This is a genomic window from Micromonospora sp. WMMD708 (assembly GCF_049315245.1).
In the GTDB taxonomy this organism is placed as follows: domain Bacteria; phylum Actinomycetota; class Actinomycetes; order Mycobacteriales; family Micromonosporaceae; genus Micromonospora; species Micromonospora wenchangensis.
Genome location: NZ_CP186060.1, coordinates 3,783,878 through 3,802,235 on the forward strand (window position 1 = coordinate 3,783,878; position 18,358 = coordinate 3,802,235).

Annotated in this window: 18 protein-coding genes; 7 read left to right on the forward strand and 11 right to left on the reverse strand. The window is 73.0% G+C overall.

From position 1 onward, the window contains the following. Positions 1-15: 15 nt before the first annotated feature. Complete coding sequence (locus ACN260_RS16785; RefSeq protein WP_422752000.1) at positions 16-834, reverse strand: CoA transferase subunit A; 819 nt, start codon at positions 832-834, stop codon at positions 16-18. Between the two features lie 259 nt (positions 835-1,093). Here ACN260_RS16785 and ACN260_RS16790 point away from each other — a divergent pair, with 259 nt between their 5' ends. The 6 genes from ACN260_RS16790 to ACN260_RS16815 all read left to right on the forward strand — a co-directional run bounded on the left by ACN260_RS16790 (position 1,094) and on the right by ACN260_RS16815 (position 6,803). After that, the gene (locus tag ACN260_RS16790) at positions 1,094-2,266 is read left to right on the forward strand and encodes a 4-hydroxybenzoate 3-monooxygenase (RefSeq protein ID WP_422752001.1); all 1,173 of its coding nucleotides are present in this window, start codon (positions 1,094-1,096) and stop codon (positions 2,264-2,266) included. Positions 2,267-2,478: 212 nt separating this feature from the next. Continuing rightward, entirely contained in the window at positions 2,479-3,438 is a 960-nt protein-coding gene (locus ACN260_RS16795) for an ABC transporter substrate-binding protein (RefSeq protein ID WP_422752002.1), read from the forward strand. Between the two features lie 65 nt (positions 3,439-3,503). After that, the gene (locus tag ACN260_RS16800; RefSeq protein WP_422752003.1) at positions 3,504-4,298 is read left to right on the forward strand and encodes an ABC transporter permease; all 795 of its coding nucleotides are present in this window, start codon (positions 3,504-3,506) and stop codon (positions 4,296-4,298) included. Further along, positions 4,295-5,119 (forward strand): ABC transporter permease, encoded by an 825-nt coding sequence (locus ACN260_RS16805; protein ID WP_422752004.1) that lies wholly within the window; start codon positions 4,295-4,297, stop codon positions 5,117-5,119. Before ACN260_RS16800 ends, ACN260_RS16805 begins: the two co-directional genes overlap by 4 nt. Continuing rightward, positions 5,112-5,924, forward strand: coding sequence for an ABC transporter ATP-binding protein (locus tag ACN260_RS16810; protein ID WP_422752005.1), 813 nt, complete (start codon positions 5,112-5,114; stop codon positions 5,922-5,924). Before ACN260_RS16805 ends, ACN260_RS16810 begins: the two co-directional genes overlap by 8 nt. 21 nt (positions 5,925-5,945) lie before the next feature. Next, positions 5,946-6,803 carry a PaaX family transcriptional regulator C-terminal domain-containing protein gene (locus ACN260_RS16815; protein WP_422752006.1) on the forward strand — a complete coding sequence of 286 codons (858 nt, stop codon included), beginning with the start codon at positions 5,946-5,948 and terminating at the stop codon, positions 6,801-6,803. Here the strand turns inward: ACN260_RS16815 and ACN260_RS16820 are convergent. The 4 genes from ACN260_RS16820 to ACN260_RS16835 all read right to left on the reverse strand — a co-directional run bounded on the left by ACN260_RS16820 (position 6,766) and on the right by ACN260_RS16835 (position 10,690). Then, the gene (locus tag ACN260_RS16820; RefSeq protein WP_422752007.1) at positions 6,766-8,292 is read right to left on the reverse strand and encodes an acyl-CoA synthetase; all 1,527 of its coding nucleotides are present in this window, start codon (positions 8,290-8,292) and stop codon (positions 6,766-6,768) included. The two genes, ACN260_RS16815 and ACN260_RS16820, sit on opposite strands and share 38 nt — an antisense overlap. 55 nt (positions 8,293-8,347) lie before the next feature. Further along, the gene (locus ACN260_RS16825) at positions 8,348-8,800 is read right to left on the reverse strand and encodes a MaoC family dehydratase (protein WP_422752008.1); all 453 of its coding nucleotides are present in this window, start codon (positions 8,798-8,800) and stop codon (positions 8,348-8,350) included. Further along, on the reverse strand, positions 8,797-9,699 hold the full coding sequence (locus ACN260_RS16830) for an amidohydrolase family protein (protein WP_422752009.1): 903 nt from the start codon (positions 9,697-9,699) through the stop codon (positions 8,797-8,799). The genes ACN260_RS16825 and ACN260_RS16830 overlap by 4 nt, the downstream gene beginning before the upstream one ends. A 64-nt stretch (positions 9,700-9,763) precedes the next feature. Continuing rightward, positions 9,764-10,690, reverse strand: a complete 927-nt coding sequence (locus tag ACN260_RS16835) for an SDR family oxidoreductase (RefSeq protein ID WP_422752010.1) — start codon at positions 10,688-10,690, stop codon at positions 9,764-9,766. Between the two features lie 82 nt (positions 10,691-10,772). Between ACN260_RS16835 and ACN260_RS16840 the strand changes: the two genes are divergently transcribed. Continuing rightward, positions 10,773-11,237, forward strand: coding sequence for a MarR family winged helix-turn-helix transcriptional regulator (locus ACN260_RS16840; RefSeq protein WP_145920501.1), 465 nt, complete (start codon positions 10,773-10,775; stop codon positions 11,235-11,237). A gap of 6 nt (positions 11,238-11,243) precedes the next feature. Here the strand turns inward: ACN260_RS16840 and ACN260_RS16845 are convergent, their stop codons facing one another. From ACN260_RS16845 to ACN260_RS16870, 6 genes are all read right to left on the reverse strand, one after another. Then, positions 11,244-11,996, reverse strand: coding sequence for an IclR family transcriptional regulator (locus tag ACN260_RS16845; protein ID WP_422752011.1), 753 nt, complete (start codon positions 11,994-11,996; stop codon positions 11,244-11,246). 30 nt (positions 11,997-12,026) lie between these two features. Further along, on the reverse strand, positions 12,027-12,965 hold the full coding sequence (locus ACN260_RS16850; protein WP_422752012.1) for a PDR/VanB family oxidoreductase: 939 nt from the start codon (positions 12,963-12,965) through the stop codon (positions 12,027-12,029). Then, the gene (locus tag ACN260_RS16855) at positions 12,962-13,171 is read right to left on the reverse strand and encodes a hypothetical protein (RefSeq protein WP_422752013.1); all 210 of its coding nucleotides are present in this window, start codon (positions 13,169-13,171) and stop codon (positions 12,962-12,964) included. Before ACN260_RS16855 ends, ACN260_RS16850 begins: the two co-directional genes overlap by 4 nt. Next, complete coding sequence (locus ACN260_RS16860; RefSeq protein WP_422752014.1) at positions 13,168-14,211, reverse strand: Rieske 2Fe-2S domain-containing protein; 1,044 nt, start codon at positions 14,209-14,211, stop codon at positions 13,168-13,170. Before ACN260_RS16860 ends, ACN260_RS16855 begins: the two co-directional genes overlap by 4 nt. A gap of 117 nt (positions 14,212-14,328) precedes the next feature. Next, positions 14,329-16,119: an ABC transporter ATP-binding protein gene (locus ACN260_RS16865; RefSeq protein WP_422752015.1), complete on the reverse strand. Its 1,791-nt coding sequence runs from the start codon at positions 16,117-16,119 to the stop codon at positions 14,329-14,331. Further along, positions 16,116-18,107, reverse strand: a complete 1,992-nt coding sequence (locus tag ACN260_RS16870) for an ABC transporter ATP-binding protein (RefSeq protein ID WP_422752016.1) — start codon at positions 18,105-18,107, stop codon at positions 16,116-16,118. The genes ACN260_RS16865 and ACN260_RS16870 overlap by 4 nt, the downstream gene beginning before the upstream one ends. Between the last annotated feature and the right edge of the window lie 251 nt (positions 18,108-18,358).

The following is an 18,358-nucleotide window of genomic DNA, read 5'->3' on the forward strand; positions in this document are numbered from 1 at the left end:
GGGCGGGCCGCGCGGTCACGCCGCCGCCCCGGCCCGGTGCACGTGCCGGTCGAGCCAGTCGCGGAAGGTGTCGCGGTCCCGGCTGACGGCGTCCCAGGCCCGGTAGAAGTCGTTGTCCCGGACCGAGTAGCCCTGGGCGTAGGAGGGGTGGGCGCCGCCGGGCACCTCGGCCACGGCGGTGACCGCCCAGCCGGGCAGCACGACCTGCCCGGGGACGGGGGTCAGCTCGGGCACGACCTCCTCGACGGTGACCAGCGACCGGTGGGCGGCGAGCACCGCCTCCTTCTGCACGCCGGTGATGCCCCACAGCTGCACGTTGCCGGCCCGGTCGGCGCGTTGGGCGTGCACCACGGTCACGTCGGGGCGAAGGGCCGCCACGGCGGTGAGGGTCTCGCCGGTGAAGGGGCAGTCGACCGAGCTGACGTTGGCGGTGTGCCGGGGCAGGTCGGTGCCGGTGTAGCCGCGCAGCACGGCGAACGGCAGGCCGGACGCGCCTGCCACGTAGCGGTTGGCCATCCCGGCGTGGCTGTGTTCCTCCAGCTCCAGCGGGCGCGGCCAGGAGTGCTGCACGGCGTCGCGGAACCGGTGCAGCGATCCGACGCCGGGGTTGCCGCCCCAGGAGAAGACCAGCCGGCGGGCGCACCCGGCACCGATGAGCTGGTCGTAGATGACGTCGGGGGTCATCCTGACCAGGGTCAGTTCCTGCCGTCGCTGGCGGATGATCTCGTGACCGGCGGCGAACGGGATGAGGTGGGTGAAGCCCTCCAGGGCCACCACGTCGCCGTCGCGGACCAGTTCCGCCACGGCCTGCGCCAGCGGGACGAGCGTTGCCACGGGCCTCCCGCCTCACCTCGGACCGGTGTTCGCCATGCGGACCATCGTGCTCATGTCGAACGTACGACCGGCGGCGACATCCGTCAATGTCCGCATCGGGCTCCGGCGTCGGGACGACCACCGTCCGGGCAGGACGTTGACGGGAGCCGGGTCACGTGCCAACGTTCAATGGGAGAACACCCGTTCGCCCAGCGAACACCTTCGGTGGCCCGCCGCCGGGCCCCGGTGTCGGGCCGGCGTCCAGGAAGGACGGACCGGGATGCGTACCCAGGTCGGCATCGTCGGCGCCGGGCCGGCGGGGCTCATGCTGTCGCACCTGCTGCACCGGCAGGGCATCTCCTCGGTGGTGCTGGAGAGCCGCAGCCGCGAGCACGTCGAGCACCGGCTGCGCGCCGGGGTGCTCGAACAGGGCTCGGTCGACCTGCTCTGCCGCACCGGCCTCGGTGAGCGGCTGCTGCGCGAGGGACTGCGGCACGAGGGCATCGAACTGCGCTTCGCCGGGGAGTCGCACCGGGTGCCGATGACCGAGCTGACCGGCCGGGCGATCACCGTCTACGGGCAGCAGGAGGTGGTCAAGGACCTGATCGCCGCGCGCCTCGCGGCCGGCGGCACGATCCTGTTCGACGCCGGGGTGACCCGGCTGGACGGGCTCGACTCCCCCGGCCCGGTGGTCCACTACCGACGCGACGGCCGCGACGAGGAACTGCGCTGCGACTTCGTGGCCGGCTGCGACGGGTTCCACGGGGTGAGCCGGGGCGCGGTGCCCGACGGGGTGCTGACCAGCTACGAGCGGGCCTACCCGTTCGCCTGGCTGGGGGTGCTCGCCGCCGCCGCGCCGGCCGTGGAGGAACTCGTCTACGCCCACCACGAGCGGGGTTTCGCCCTCTACAGCATGCGCTCACCGCAGGTTTCCCGGCTCTACCTCCAGGTCGCCCCCGACGAGGACCTCGCCGCGTGGCCGGACGAGCGGATCTGGGCGGAACTGCGGGTCCGGCTGGAGACGGTGCCGGGCTGGTCGCTCACCGAGGGCCCGGTGCTGGAGAAGTCGATCACCCCGATGCGCAGTTTCGTGGTGGAGCCGATGCAGTGGGAGCGGTTGTACCTGGCCGGGGACGCCGTGCACATCGTCCCGCCCACCGGGGCCAAGGGCATGAACCTGGCGCTGGCCGACGTGGCGCTGCTCGGCGAGGCGTTCGCCGCCTGGTACTCCCACGGCCGCACCGACCTGCTGGCGGGCTATTCCACCACCGCGCTACGCCGGGTCTGGCGGGCCCAGCACTTCTCCTGGTGGATGACCTCGATGCTGCACCGGCTGGCGCACGACGACCCGTACGAGGCGAAGTTGCAGACCGCGACGCTGCGGTACGCCGCCACCTCACGGGCGTACGCGACGAGTCTGGCCGAGAACTACGTGGGCCTGCCCGAGGTCTGAGCGACGTCACCACGACGCAGCGTCGTTCAACTTATTCATGACGGGCGTCAGAAATTCTTGACTTTCGATGTCGGGGTGGCTGACCATGGCCACCACAGCGGCGTGCGCCCCCACGCAGCGGTTGGTTCCCCCCGCAGGTCCGAGGCATCCCGCCGACTTCCGACGCACCCCACCACCCCCGCCCAGGAAGGGCCTCGTCAATGAAGAAGGTCATGGCTCTCGGGTTGATCGCCGCCGCGGTCGCCCTCACCGGATGTACCGACTCCGACGCGTCCACCCCGTCCGCGCCGACCTCCGGCGACCTGCGCAAGGTCCGGGTCGCGGCGCTGCCGATCACCGAGACCGCCGCGCTGTGGGGCGGCATCAAGGCGGGCCTGTTCGCCGAGCGCGGGCTCCAGGTCGAGGTGCTGCCCGCCCAGGGCGGCGCGCAGGCCATCCCGGCGCTGATGAACGGCGACATCGACTTCGCCATCGGCCAGCCGTTCGGCCCGTTCCGCGCCGACCTGCAGAACCTCGGCGTCGTCATCATCGGCAACTACGCCTCCTCGTACGCCCAGGGCGACGACATCAACGCCGTGGTGGCCTCGGCGAAGTCGGGTGTCACCCGGCCGGCCGACCTCGCCGGCAAACGGGTCGCGGTCAACAGCCTGGGCGCGGCCGGCGACGTCACGATCATGGCGGCGGTGGAGAAGGACGGCGGCGACCCCAGGAAGGTCAAGTTCGTCGAGGTGGCCTTCCCGGACGCCCCGGCCCAGCTCGCGGCGGGCAACATCGACGCCGCCTGGGTGCCGGAACCCTTCGTCACCCAACTGAAGGGCCGGGGCGACAGGTTTGTCGTGGCGCCCTACCAGGCGGTGGTGCCGGGCCTTGCCACCCTGACCACCATCACCACCACCGCCCGCCTCGACAAGGACGCCGAGCTGGTCGGGGACTTCTCCGCGGCGATGAAGAAGACCCTCCAGTGGGCGCAGGACCCGGCCAACGCGCCGGCCCTTCGGCAGGCCATCAAGGACAACCTCCAACTGCCGCCGCCGGTGGCGGAGTCGGTCAGGCTGCCGGCGTTCGGCTGGGACGTCGACCGGGCCAGCCTGCAGACCCTCGCCGAACTCGCCGGCAGGTACCGGGTGCTCGACCGGCAGCCCGACCTCGACCGGCTCATCCGTCAGCAGTAGCCCACCCGGCGTCGCCCCGGCGGCCCGGCCGCCGGGGCGACGCCACCCTCGGAGGTGACCCGCCCGTGCCCACCACCCGACGGCCACCCGCGCTGCGCAGGACGCTGCTGGGCGTCACCGGCCTGGCCGCCTTCCTCGTCGGCTGGCAGGCGATCCCGACGCTGGGCCTGATCGACCCGCAGTACCTGCCGTACGTGACGGACGTGCTGGCCCGGCTCGCCGAACAGCTCGTCGACCTGGCGTTCTGGCGGCGGCTCGGCAGCACCATGACCTCCTGGGCGATCGGGCTGACCGTGGCGACCCTCGCCGCCGTCGCCCTCGGCACCCTCGTCGGCCTGGTGCCGTTCCTGCGCCGTACGACCCACACGATGGTCGAGTTCCTGCGCCCCATCCCGTCGGTCGCGCTCATCCCGCTCGCCGTGCTGATGTTCGGCATCCAGCGGCAGGCCGCCCTGGTCATCATCGTCTACGCGTCGTTCTGGCAGGTGTTCGTGCAGGTGATCTACGGGGTCGCCGACGTCGACGCGGTCGCCCGGGACACCGCGCGCAGCTTCGGCCTGCGCCGCCGCGAGCAGTGGACGCACCTCGTCCTGCCGACCACCCTGCCGTACCTGATGACGGGCCTGCGGCTGGCGGCGGCGGTGGCGCTCATCCTGGCCGTCACCGCCGAGATGGTGATCGGCAACCCCGGCCTCGGCCGCATGATCGAGCTGTCCCGCTCCGGCGGCGACGCGGTCGGCCTGTACGCCCTCGTCGTGGTCACCGGCCTGCTCGGGTTGGCGGTGAACCTCGTCTTCCGGTTCGTCGAACGGCGGACGCTGTCCTGGCACGAGTCCGTCCGTGGGGAGCGGGCGCTGTGACCGCGCACCCGGGCCGGGTCGTCGCCGCGCCACGCCGCCGCCGGGCCGGTACGCGGGCCGCGGCGGGCCTGCTGCACGCGCTCGGGCTGCCGATGCTGCTGCTGGTGCTCTGGGGCCTGGTGGCGACCAGGGCGACGAACCGGTTCTTCCCCGACCCGGCGACGATCGCCGACGCCTTCGTCGACACCTGGATCGGGCCGGCGTTCGTGCAGGACGTGCTGCCCAGCCTCTACCGCCTCGGCCTCGGGGTCGCCGCGTCGATCGTGCTCGGCGTCGCCGCCGGCACCGTCATCGGCCTGACCCCGTGGCTGCGCGAACTGCTCGAACCGCTGCTGGAGTTCCTCCGGGCCGTCCCGCCGCCGGTGCTGATCCCGGTAGCGATGCTCCTGCTCGGCATCACCGACACCATGAAGGTCGTGGTGATCGTCTCCGGCGCGGTCTGGCCGATCCTGCTCAACACCGTCGAGGGGGTGCGGGGCACCGACAGCGTGCTGACGCAGACCGCGCGGTCCTTCCGGATCACCCGGTGGGAGCGGCTGTGGTTCCTGGTGCTCCCCGCCGCCAGCCCCCGGATCATGGCCGGGGTCCGGCAGGCCCTCTCGGTCGCGCTCATCCTGATGGTCATCTCCGAGATGTTCGCCTCGTCGGCCGGTCTGGGCTACCGGATCGCCTACTTCCAACGCAACTACCTCGTCGCCGAGATGTGGAGCGGCATCCTGCTGCTCGGCGGGGTCGGCGTGCTGCTCGCCGTCGTCTTCGGGGTCGTCGAACGGCGCGTGCTGCGCTGGTACCACGGAATCAGGGAGGTCAACCGTGTCTGACCGGGGCACCCTGCTGCGGGTGACGCAGCTGAACAAGGTCTTCCGGGCCCGCACCGGCGACGTCGAGGCGATCGGGGACCTCAGCTTCACGATGGACGCCGGCGAGCTCGTCTGTATCGTCGGACCGTCCGGGTGCGGCAAGACCACCCTGCTGAAGTGCCTCGCCGGGCTGCTGCGCCCGACCGGCGGCACCGTCGAGATGCACGGCGCGCCGGTGACCGGTCCGAGCCCCGCGATGGCCGTGGTGTTCCAGGAGTACGGCCGCAGCCTCTACCCGTGGCTGACCGTACGCGGCAACGTCGAACTGCCGCTGCGGCACAAGCGGCTGTCCCGCGCGCAGCGGCACACCCTGGTCGACGACGCGCTCGACGCGGTGGGCCTGGCGCACGCCGCCCGCAGCCACCCGTGGCAGCTCTCCGGCGGGATGCAGCAGCGGGTGGCGATCGCGCGGGCCGTCGCGTACCAGCCGGAGGTCCTGATCATGGACGAGCCGTTCGCGGCGGTGGACGCGCAGACCCGGGCCGACCTGGAGGACCTGGTGCGGGAGCTGCACGCCCGACGCGGAATCTCGGTGCTGTTCGTCACCCACGACATCGACGAGTCGGTCTACCTGGGGCAGCGGGTGCTGGTGCTGTCCCACGCGCCGACCCGGGTACGCGAGGACCTGGTGATCGACCTGCCGGCCGAACGCGACCAGATCACCACCCGCGCCCTGCCCCGGTTCACCGAACTGCGCACGCACGTCTACGGCGAGATCCAGCGGGCCAGACGCGGGCAGCATGTGGCGCCGCGACCCGCGCCGTGAGCGCGCCGGGCGTCGGAGGGGATGACCGTGGCTAGGCGGCAGCCGAAGCAACTGGTGCTCGCCTTCTTCGGCGAACACGTCGTCGACGGCGACACCGGTCCGATCCGGGCCAGTGTCCTGATCACCGTCCTGGAGGGGGCGGGGGTCGCCGCGCCGGCGACCCGGGCCACCCTCGACCGGCTGGTGCGCAGCGGCGTCCTCGCCCGGGGCCGCAGCGGTCGGGAGACGCTGTTCTCGCTGACCGAGCACGGGACGGCGGTGCTGCGCGAGGCGACCTACCGGGTGCGCGGGCCCCGGCCGTTCGACCCGCAGGGCAGCGGCTGGACGCTCGTCACCTTCTCGATCCCGGAGGAGCAGCGGACGCTGCGGCACCGGCTGCGCTCCACCCTCACCTGGGAGGGCTTCGCGCCGATCCGCGACGGGCTGTGGCTGGCCCCGGGCGAGGTCGACCTCGCCGGGTCGTTGGAGCCGCTGCGCCGGGATCTCGCCCCGCACCCCGTGGTCGCCTTCCACGCCCGTGAACTCGCCGGCTTCCCGATCGGCGACAGCGTCCGCGCCGCCTGGGACATCGAGGCGATCCGGCGCGAGCACCTGGCGTTCATCGACAGGTGGGCCGACCCGGCCGCGACCACGGCGACGACGGCGGGCGCGTTGACCCTGCGCACGATGCTGGTGGCGGACTGGCTGGCGCTGCTGCGGGCCGACCCGAGGCTGCCCGCCGAGTTCATGGACGCCCAGTGGCCGGCCGCCCGGTCGGCGCAGACCTACCGCCGGGCACACCGGGCGCTGGCCGAGGCGTCCACGGCGGAGTTCGCCGCCCTGGTCACCCACCGGCCCACGGTCAGCGGGCGAACCGCGCCCGCAGCTCGGCCTTCCTGACCTTCCCCGACGCGGTGCGCGGCAACTCGTCCACGATGACCACGTTCTTCGGCAGCTTGTAGCGGGCGACCCGGCCGTCGAGGTGGGCCCGGACGGTGCCGGTGTCCACCGACGCCCCCGGCCGGACGGTCAGCACGGCCCACGGCACCTCGCCCCAGCGGTCGTCCGGCACCCCGATCACGGCCGCCGAGACCACCCCGTCGATCTCGCCGAGCAGCAGTTCGACCTCGGCCGGATAGATGTTCTCGCCACCCGAGATGATCATGTCCTTGAGTCGGCCGGAGACGTAGAGGTAACCGTCGTCGTCCAGGCGGCCCAGGTCGCCGGAGCGGAACCAGCCGTCGGCGGTGAACGCCTCGGCGGTCGCCTCCGGCAGGCCGTGGTAGCCGGGGAAGACGTTGGGCCCGGCCACCTCGATCTGACCGACCGCACCGGCGGGCAGCACCGCACCGGTCGGGTCGGTGACCCGCACGTCGGTGAAGAAGTGCGGCAGGCCGACGCTGCCCTGCTTGGCCCGGGTCATCGCCGGCGGCAGCGCGGTCGCGCCCGGCGACGCCTCGGTCATCCCGTACCCCTGGGAGAACGACAGGCCGCGCGCCTCGTACGCGTCGAGGATGCGGGTGGGCACGGCGGACCCGCCGCAGGTGAGCTTCGTCAGGGTGGACAGGTCGGTCGAGGCCCAGTCGGGATGGTCGGCCAGCAGCTGGTAGGTGGTCGGCACGCCGCTGAGCATGGTGACCCGGTGCCGGGCGATCTGCGCGAGCGCCCGGCCCGGTTCGAAGCCCCGCTCGATGACCATGGTGGCCCCCTTGAGGATGACGGGCAGGGCGCCCATCCCCAGCGAGGCGACGTGGAACAGCGGCGAGATCATCAGCGCCACGTCGGTGGAGACGACGTCGTAGTCGACCACGCAGTTGAGCGCCACCCAGGTCAGGTTGCCGTGGGTGAGCACCGCGCCCTTGGCCCGGCCGGTGGTGCCCGAGGTGTAGACGATCGCCGCCGGGTCGGTGGGGCCGGGGTCGGCGTGCCCGGCCGGTGCCGGGTCGGCGTCGCGGGTCAGCGTCGCCAGTCCCGGCCGGTCCGGGATGCCCTCGCCGGTGACCAGCACCCGTGGCGGCCGGGCGGTCGGCAGCGCGGCGGCCACCGGCACCGCGAAGTCCGGGTCGTGGATGAGCACCCGGGCCGCGCAGTCGGTCAGCACGTGGCCGATCTCGGGGGGTGCGAGCCGGGTGTTGACCGGCACGAACACGGCACCGAGCCGCACCGCCCCGAACATCACCTGGAGGAACTCCGGGCTGTTCTCGCCCAGGTAGGCGACGGTGTCGCCGGTGCCGACGCCGTGCTCCCGCAGCACCGCCGCGACCCGGTCCACGGCGTCGGCGAACTGCGCGTAGGTGACGGTCGCGCCCGCGCCGTGCACGAGGGCGACCTTGTCCGGGGACCTGAGCCGACGCCGGGTGACCCAGGCGTCGATTCCGTGCTGGTGCATCAGCGGTCTCCTGGTGGTGGAGGTGGGATGATGACCTGGCCGGACGCCCGGGGTCTCAGGCGTGGAAGCGGTACAACCCCCGGGCGACCACCGCCGGCTTGGTGCCGCCCTCGATCTCGATGGTCTGGTCGACGGTGAGCTGGTAGCCGCCCCGCACCTCGGTCACCTCGACGACGGTGGCCCGCATCCGCACCCGCGCGCCGACCACGACCGGCGCGGGGAAGCGCACCCGGTCGAGGCCGTAGTTCACCTTGGTGGTCACGCCCTTGACCTCCAGCAGCTCGGTCCAGAACGGCACGGCCAGCGACAGGGTGAGGAAACCGTGGGCGATCGGTGCGCCGAACGGGCCGGCCGTGGCCCGCTGCGGGTCGACGTGGATCCACTGGTGGTCGTCGGTGGCGTCGGCGAACAGGTTCACCTGGTCCTGGGTGACCGTCCGGTAGCCGGTGTGCCCCAGGTCGGTGCCGGCGAGGTCGGCGAGCTGGTCGTAGGTGATGGTCGTCGTCATGGCGACTCCTCTCGTCGGTGCGGGGCGAGGCCCAGCAGCCGGGCCGCGTTGTCCTTGAGGATGCCCGGGAGCACCTCCGGCCTCAGGTCGGTGGCCGCCACGTCACGCAGCCACCGGTCGGGGGTCAGCAGCGGGTAGTCGGTGCCGAACAGCACCCGGTGCCTCAGCACCGTGTTGGCGTGGCGCACCAGCGCGGCCGGGAAGTACTTCGGGCTCCAGCCGGACAGGTCGATCCAGGTGTTGGGTTTGTGGGTGGCCACCGACAGCGCCTCGTCCTGCCAGGGCACCGACGGGTGGGCCATGACGATCTGCAGGTCGGGGAAGTCGGCGGCGACCGGGTCGAGCAGCATCGGGTTGGACAGTCCGAGCCGCAGGCCGAACCCGCCGGGCAGGCCCGCGCCGATGCCGGTCTGTCCGGTGTGGAAGATCGCCGGAAGGCCGGCGCGCTCGATCAGGGCCCACAGCGGGGCGTACGTCCCGTCGCCGGGGTCGAAGCCCTGCACGGTGGGGTGGAACTTGAACCCGCGTACCCCCTCCTGCTCGATCAGCCGGGCGGCGAGGTCGAGGGCCGCCGGGCCGGTGCGCGGGTCGACCGACCCGAAGGGGATGAGCACGTCGGCGTGTTCGGCGGCGGCTCGGGCGATCCCGGCGCTGGACAGCGGCGGGTGCCGCAGTTGGGTGCCCGCGTCGACGGTGAAGACGACGGCGGCCATCCGCCGTTCGCGGTAGTACCGGGCCACCGCGTCGACGGCGGGTCGGGGCCCGTCGGTGCGGAAGTACTTCGACACGGCGGCCACCAGCGGTTCGGGCAGCGAGGCGTGGCCGTGGTCGTCGACCTCGATGTGCACGTGCATGTCGATCGCGGTGACGGCGTCGAGGTCGATCGCGGGCTGGTACACGGGGGCGGCCTCCGTCGGTCCGGTCCGGCGGGTCGGTCTCGGGGGTCGGTTGGCGCGGGCCGGGTCAGGGGGTCGCCGGCTGGAACGGGGCGGGCAGCTCGGGGAAGCGTTCGCCGACGGTCTGCGTGGCCCCGTCGAACGTCGTCGGCCAGGCCTCGACCAGCGCGTCGTAGGTCCAGCCGCCCTCGCGGTAGGCGGTCAACGCCGCCTCCGGGTGGGTCCAGATCTGCAGGCGGTCGCCGCCGACCCCGATCACCTGCCCGGTGACCTGGGCAGCCGCGTCGGAGGCGAGGAAGGCGACCAGGCCGGCCACGTCGTCGACGGTGCCGAAGCCGAGGTCGTGCCGGAAGAACGCGGGCATCGGCTCACCGTCGGCCTCGGCGCGTACGGCGGCGGCGAAGTAGGGGACGGTGGCGGTCATCGCGGTCGCGGCGACCGGGACGACGGTGTTGGCGGTGATGCCGGCCCGCTTCAGTTCCAGCGCCCAGGTGCGGACCATGCCGACGATGCCCGCCTTGGCCGCCGCGTAGTTGGTCTGGCCGAAGGTGCCCCGCTGCCCGGTGGGCGAGCCGATGCAGATGATCCGGCCGCCCCCGCCGGCCTGCCGCATGTGCCGCACCGCCGCGCGGACGGTGGTGAAGGTGCCGCGCAGGTGCACGGTGACGACGGTGTCGAAGTCGTCGTCGCTCATCTTCCACAGCACGGTGTCGCGCAGGACGCCGGCGTTGGTGACCAGGGCGTCGAGCCGGCCGAACGCGGCGAGTGCGGTGTCGACCAGTTCCTCGGCGGTCGCGGTCGGGCCCACCGGCGCGGTCACCCCGACGGCCCGCCCGCCGGACGCCTCGATCGTGGCCACCGCCTCGGCCGTGGCGTCGGCGTCGACGTCGTTGACCACGACGCGGGCACCCCGCCGCGCCAACTCCCGGACATAGGCCAGGCCGAGGCCGCGCCCGGAGCCGGTGACGATGGCGACTTTGCCGTCCAGTGACATGGGCATTCCCTTCCGTCGATGCGATCTGAGCACGAACCATTGAGAATGTCAATTATTCAAGAAGCTTGCTACCATCGTCGCCATGCCCGCCGAACGGACCCGGTCGACCGGCAGCGACCGGCTGCGGGACAGCGCGCTCGCCGGTGACCTGAGCTTCCTGCTGGCCCGCGCCAACGCGCTCGCCCTCGCCGCGGCGAACGCCGCCCTGGCCACCCACGGCCTGAAGGCCCGCTCCTACTCGGTGCTCGCGCTGGCCGCCGACGACGTCCGCCCGACCCAACGGGAACTCGCCGAGTTCCTGCGGCTCGACCCGAGCCAGGTCGTCGCCCTCGTCGACGGGCTGGAACAGCGGCACCTCGTCGAACGGCACGCCGACCCCGCCGACCGGCGGGCCAACGTCCTCGTCGCCACCGACGCCGGCCGGGACCTGTTCGCCCGCGCCCGCGACGCCGTCCGCGCCGTGGGGATCGACTCGCTGTCCGTCGTGCCGGCACAGGACCAGGCCCGACTGGCCCGGCTGCTGCGGCTGCTGGCCTTCCCCGACTGAACCCCCTCACCGGGGCGTGCTGCCCAGGGCCCGGGACAGCACCCGGCCCGCCGCCTGCACCAGCGGGGCCAGCGCCACCGGGTCCGCCCGGTCGTGGGCGACCACCAGCGACAGCGCCGCCACCACCCCCTCCGGGGCCCGGATCGGTGCGGCCACCGACAGGGCGTCCATGGTGACCTGCCGGTCGCTGACCGCGTACCCGACCCGGCGCACCTCGGCCAGGCAGCGACGTAGCCGCGCCGGATCGGTGACGGTCAACGCGGTGTACCGCTCCAGCGGCGCGGCCAGCACCCGTTCCTGCACCTCGGCCGGGGCGTGGGCGAGCAGCACCAGCCCGACCCCGGTGGCGTGCAACGCGAACCGGCCGCCCACCCGGGTACGCACCGGCACCGCCTGCCGGCCGGCGATCCGTTCGATGAAGACCAGTTCGAGACCCTGCCGGACGGCGAGCTGCACGTTCTCGTGCGTCACCTCGTACAGGTCCTCCATCACCGGCAGGGCGACCTCGCGCAACCCCAGGCCCCGGGGCGCGAGCGAACCCACCTCCCACAGCCGCAGGCCGATCCGGTACCGCCCGTCCGCGCCGCGCTCCAACGCACCCCAGGCCAGCAGTTCGGCCACCCGGCGGTGCACGGTGGACAGCGGCAACCCGGCCCGGCGGGCCAGCTCACTGAGCGTCAGGGCCGGACTGGCCGGGCTGAACGCGTCGAGCAGCGCCAGCACCCGGCTGGTCACCGTCCGACCCGGCTGCCCGCGCATCCCACCATCCTCCCCGCCCGCGCCGGCCGGTCACAGCTCCAGGACGAGCCGGGGGGTACGGGCCCGCGAGACACAGATCAGCATGGTGTCCCCGGCGGCGCGGTCCTGCGCGGACAGCAGGCTGTCGCGGTGCTCCGGCACCCCGGCCAGCACCGGGGTCTCGCAGGTGCCGCAGGTGCCCTCCCGGCAGGACGACAGGACCGGCACCCCGGCCTCCTGCACCGCCCGCAGGATCGGCACCCCCGGCGGCACGGTCACCGTCCGGCCGGACAGCGCGAGTTCCACCTCGATCGCCGTGTCCGGGCCGGCGGTGTCGTCCCGGGGGGCGAACCGCTCGACGTGCAGCCGGCCGGGTGGCCAGTCCCGGCAGTGTTCCTCCACCGCCCGCACCAGCGACTCCGGGCCGCAGCAGTAGACGGGGCCGTCGCCGGGCCCGGCCAGCAGCCCCGCCAGGTCGAGCAGCCCGGTCTCGTCCTGCGGATACAGGTCGACCCGGTCGCCGTAGCGGTCGCGCAGCCCGGTGGCGTACGCCATCGCGGCGCGGGTCCGTCCGCCGTACGCCAGGTGCCAGTCCGCGCCCGCGGCGTCGGCGGCGGCGACCATCGCCACGATCGGGGTGATCCCGATGCCTCCGGCGACGAAGCGGTACCGCCGGGCCGCGACCAGCGGGAACGTGTTGCGGGGACCGTGCACCCGGACGGTGCCGCCGACGGTGAGCCGCTCGTGCGCCGCCCGGGAGCCGCCGCGCCCCGCCGCCTCCCGCTGCACCGCGATCCGCAGGACGGACCGGTCGGCCGGGTCACCGCACAGGGAGTACTGCCGCAGCAGCCCCGGGCCCAGTTCCAGGTCGACGTGCGCGCCCGGCTCCCAGCCGGGCAGCGCCGCGCCGTCGGCGCGGGCCAGGCCGAACTCGACGACCCCGGCGGCCACCGGCTGCCGGGCGACCACCACCATTTCCGTCGCGGTCACGCCGGCACCGCCTGTCGACCGGTCGAGTCGGCCGCCGGCACGGTCGGGAGGTGGTGGCCCCGCGGATGGTCGAGCAGCCACTGCCACAACGCGACAGGTTCCTCGGCGAGCCGCTGCGCTCCGCAGTGGCAGGTGCCCCGCAGGGTGTCGGTGCCCGGCACCCAGTGCACCCGGTAGACCCGTCCCCCGTCGGCCCCGGGCGTCACCGGGGCGCTCCCACCGTCCCCGACCCGACGAGCCGGGCCAGCAGCCGCCGGGCGGCCAGCCCACCGGTGTCGATGTTGATGCTCAGCTCCTGGTACCGCTCCGGTTCGGCCGCGATCACCCGCTCCAGCACGTTCAACGCCGCGACGTCCTGCATCACCACCGTGTGATTGCTCCGGTGCAGGTACTCGCTGACCGATTCGTCGTCGACCGCGAAGTCCCGCGCCACCGCCCAGAAGTCGTACGTGCTGTGCGCGGTCGACGGGGTGATGGCGTAGACGATCTCGGCGTGGAAGGCGGCGCTGTCCTCCCCCTGCGCGGGCGGGTAGACGCCCTGCGGGGCGATCCGGCTGTGCAGCAGGTAGAGGCACGGCGGGTGGTACTCGATGTCCTGCCAGCGGGTGATCCGGCCCTGGATGCCGGTCGAGCGGGCGTAGAACGGCGGGCACTCCGCGTCGTCCATGTGCCGGCTGACGTGCACCACGCCCCGGTCCTCGTCCACCTCGGTGGTGATCGGGGTGTCCGCCACCTCCGGCGTGCCGATGTAGCCGCCGTGCAGGTAGGTCTCATGGGACAGGTCCATCAGGTTGTCCACCAGCAGGCCGTAGCGGGCGTCCAGCGGGGCCATGCCACGGACCACCGCATACCGGGGGTCGGCCAGCCACGGCGCGCGGGGGATCGTGGCCGGGTCGGCCCGCTCCCGGTCGCCGATCCACACCCAGACGAAGGAGTCCTGCTCGACCACCGGGTACGCCGCGACCCGCGCGGTACGCGGAATCCGCCGCTGTCCTGGGACGAAGACGCAGGTGCCGGTCGGGTCGTAGGTGAAGCCGTGGTAGCCGCAGACGACGGTGTCCCCGTCGAGCCGGCTCTGCGACAGCGGGTAACGCCGGTGCACGCACCGGTCGGCGAGCGCCACCGCCTCCCCTTCCCCGGTGCGGTACAGCACCAGCGGTTCACCGAGCACGGTACGGGCGAGCAGGTCCCGGCCCACCTCGACGCCGTGGGCCGCCACGTACCACTGGTCCCGGGCGAACTCCATCCGCACGACCTCCCACCGGACAGAACATCGATGAACACAGATCATTCCGCTCGGGGTCGGCACCGGGGAGCACGGCTTGCACTGAATGGAAGGCGGGTCACGCGGAGTGCCCGCCGGTCACCGGTATGCCTGTGACTGGAGGTGGTAGAGGTCGGCATAGTGGCCGCCGGCCCGGACCAGGGTGGCGTGATCGCCGAACTCGGCGACCCGTCCACCGGCCACCACGACGATGAGATCGGCCATCCGGACGGTGGAGAACCGGTGCGACACGAACACGGTCACCGCGCCACTCTGCGCGGCCACCCGGCTCGCCTGCTGCGCGTACCGGGAGAACAACGCGTGTTCGGCCGCCGGGTCCAGCGCCGAGGTGGGCTCGTCGAGGACCAGCAACAGCGGTCGTGCCCGCATCAGGGCCCGACCCAGGGCCAGCTTCTGCCACTGGCCGCCGGACAGGTCGGTCCCGTCCGGGTGGGAACCGCCCAGCGGGGTGTCCAGACCGTCGGGCAGCCGGGCCAGCACGTCGGCCGCCCGGGCCCGGTCGAGGGCGGCGAGGACGGCCGGCGTCGATTCGATCCGGGGAAGGTCACCGACGCCCACCGTCTCCCGGGCCAGCAGCTCGAAGCGGACGAAGTCCTGGAAGCCGGCGGCGATCCGTTCCCGCCAGACGGTCAACGGCACATCCCGCAGGTCCACTCCGTCGAGCAGCACCTGCCCGGCGGACGGCGGGTAGAAACCGCACAGCAGTTTGACCAGCGTGCTCTTGCCGGCGCCGTTCTCCCCCACGACGGCCACGGTGGCGCCGGCCGGCAGGTGCAGGGTGACGTCCCGCAGCACCGGGGCATCGGTGCCCGGATACCGGAACGCCACGTCGACCAGGTCGATCCCGGTGGTGAACCGCTCCGGCGGGTCGGCGACCGGCGCGGTGAGGGTCGGTGGGGTGGGTGCGACGGAGGCGGCCAGCTCGCGTAGCCGCCGCAGGGTGCCCGTCATCCGCTGCAGCTCGCGCAGCTCGGCCACCGCGCCCGACACCAGTTGGCTGATCTGCGCGGTCAGGATGACAGTGAGCACGACGTCGCCGACCGACCGGCGACCACCGACCGCCTCGCGGAGCACGAAGAGCACCGCGGCCAGGTAGGCGGCGGCGAAGACGAGCTGCCCGCCGGCCTGCACCGCCACCGCCCTGCGGTGCGCCCGGCGCATCGACCGGGTGGTCCGCTGCCAGGCGTCGGCGTGCCGGCGACGGACCTCGCCGGCCAACCGGTAAACCCGCAGTTCCTTGGCGGCTGCCGCGTCGGTGGCCAGGTGGAACAGGTTCAGGGCGATCCGGGTGTCCTGCGCGCCGGCGGTCTTCGCCCGGTCCACGATCCCCTCGGCCCGCCGCCCGGCCAGCAGCGGTGGGATCGCGGCCAGCGGCAGGAGCAGCATCAGCGGGTCGAGCGTGACCAGCAGCACTCCGGCCACGACCATGGCGGTGAACAGCCCGATCGTGTTGAGCAGGGTCTGTAGCGAGGTCCGCAACCGTTGGATCTCCGGTTGCAGGACGGTGATCCGGTCGGCGTGGGCCGGGTCCTCGTGGTGGGCGATGCCGGGCGAACCGTTGGATAGGGTGATCAGCCGCCGGTCGTAGTCGAGCACGCACAGCTCGGAGAGTTCGAAGTGGGCGATGTGCGCGAAGTGCCCGAAGGTCAGCGCGGCGAGCGCCACCGCCGCAGTGGCCAGGCCGGCCAGCGCCGCCCGCCCGGGCCGGCCGGCCACCGCCTCGTCGGTCAGCCACTTCACGCCGAGACCGAGCAGCGGCGTACACATCGTGCCGACGATCACCAGGACGGTGGCGGTCACGATCCGCCAACGGCTCAACCGCCAGCCGGTGGCGAACAGCTCGACCATGGCCCGTGCCAGGGAGATCATCCGTGCACCTCGTGGTCCCGGCCGGCCACCACCGGCCCGCCGGGCCGGACCGGGCCGGCCACCGGTTCCTCAGCCGCCGGACCGTCGACTGCCGGTGGCCGCTCCGGCGGTGGCCCGTCGTCGACGAACCGCTGCGCCTGAAGGCGGAACAGGGTGGCGTACCGGTCACCGGCGGCGAGCAGTTCCTCGTGTGAGCCCTCTTCGACGACCACGCCGTCGGCGAGGACCACGATCCGGTCGGCGTGCCGGACGGTGGAGAAGCGGTGCGAGATGAGCAGGCTCGTCACGCCCCGGGTGAGGCCGACGAACTCGTCGAAGAAGCGGGCCTCCGCCCGGACGTCGAGACTGGCCGTCGGCTCGTCCAGGACCAGGATGGCGGCCCCCTTGTCCAGGGCGAACAGCGCTCGGGCGATGGCGATGCGCTGCCACTGCCCGCCCGACAGGTCCACCCCGTCGGTCAGCTGACGGGCCAGCGGCGTGTCGAGGCCCCGGGGCAGGTTCTCCAGCAGCGGCAGGATGCCGGCCCGGGCGGCGGCCCGGCGGATGCCCGGCCGGTCGTCGAGGTGCCCGACCGCGCCCAGCGCGATGTTGTCGGCGGCTGTCGCCTCGTACCGGTTGAAGTCCTGGAAGACCATGCCGAAGCGGGACCGCCAGGTGTCCAGGTCGAGGTCGCGGATGTCGCGGCCGTCGACCGTGATCCGCCCCTCGTCCGGTGTGTACAGCCGGGCCAGCAACTTGACCAGGGTGGTCTTTCCGGCGCCGTTGACACCCACCAGCGCGGTGCACCGGCCACCGCCGAGGGTGAGGTTCAGCCGCTCGAAGACCGGTCGCGGTTGACCCGGGTACCGGAAGCTGACGTTCTCGAAACGTACGGTCGGCGGGGCGGTGGCGGATGGTGGTGCGGCAGCGGGTCGTGGTGGTGCCGCGGCGGGCTGCGGCGGTGGTCCGAACCGGGCGACGGCCCGCTCGAAACGCCGGACGGCGTCGTAGGCGTTCATGCCGAACTGGGTCTGCACGTCGGATTCCGGATAGAAGTCGCCGAGCCGCAGCGCCGCCAACGCGGCCTGCACCACCAGAGCCAACTCGGTCAGGGGCAGGGTCCGGCCCGCGGCGTGACCGACGGCGGCCAGGACCGCGGCCATGCCGGCCAGCGCGAAGCCGGCGTACCACCAGAACGGGCGCAGGTAGATGCGCCGGCGCTCGGCCCAGACCCGCCGCAGCACGGCGAGGTACGTCGTGCGGTAACGCTCGCTGAGCCAGTCGAGCAGGCCGAAGATCCGGATCTCCTTCGCGGCCGGGCCCGACACGGCCAGGTTCCGGTAGTAGTCGGCGCGGCGGCGGGTGGCGGCGACGTACGACCAGATCTGCGAGTACCTGCGAAGGCCACCCCGTTGGCCGTGGCGCAGCAACAGCATCGCGGCCAGCGCGGCGACGGCGGCGGGCCAGGCGAACGCGACGCCGATGGCGGCCGCGCAGCCGATCAGTTGGACGTACCGCGCGATCAGGTTGAGCAGCCCGGCGCAGGCCCACCCGGGGCTGTGCACGCCGGCCTCCAGTTCACGGACGGCCGTGCTGAGCTGGTCGAGCAGCTCGGGGTCCTCCAGCGGGGTGAGTTCCGGGGTGCGCAGCGAGGCGACGATCAGCCGGTCGAAGACCTGGCCGTCGATCCGCCGGGCGACCTCCTCGGCGATCAGGTTCTGTAGTCCCGCGACGACCTGCTGGGCGGCCAGCGCCGCGCAGGCCACCAGGAAGTGCTCGACGACCCGGGGCCAGGCCGGGGAGCCGCTGCCGTCGGCGACGGCCTGTGGCAGCGCGCCGAGCATCCGGCTGGAGGCGACGATGAAGACCACCGGCAGGACGCCCAGCACGGTGTTGACCAGTACGGCGGCACCCACCACGGCGGGGCCGGCCCGTACCGCCAGCCGGGCGATCCGCAGCCGGGCGCGGACGGCGAGGATAAGAGCCTCGGAAGAAACACCGACCGCCACAAACACTCCTGAATTCGCGCATGAGAACGATCGATGACTATACAGGTGGCTGGACTCGAATTGTTTCCCCGCTCAACAACAGCGACGGCCCCGACCGACGGAGAGTGTTCGGATTTGCCCGGATAGACGGGAATCATGTCCGCTTCGTACCTAAAAAGTGGCCTGATGTTCACCCCTTGCTACTGGAACACCACCTCCGGTATCGTCTCCGCAGCGACGTAAGTCAATGTTGACATTCGCCTTTCGGTGCC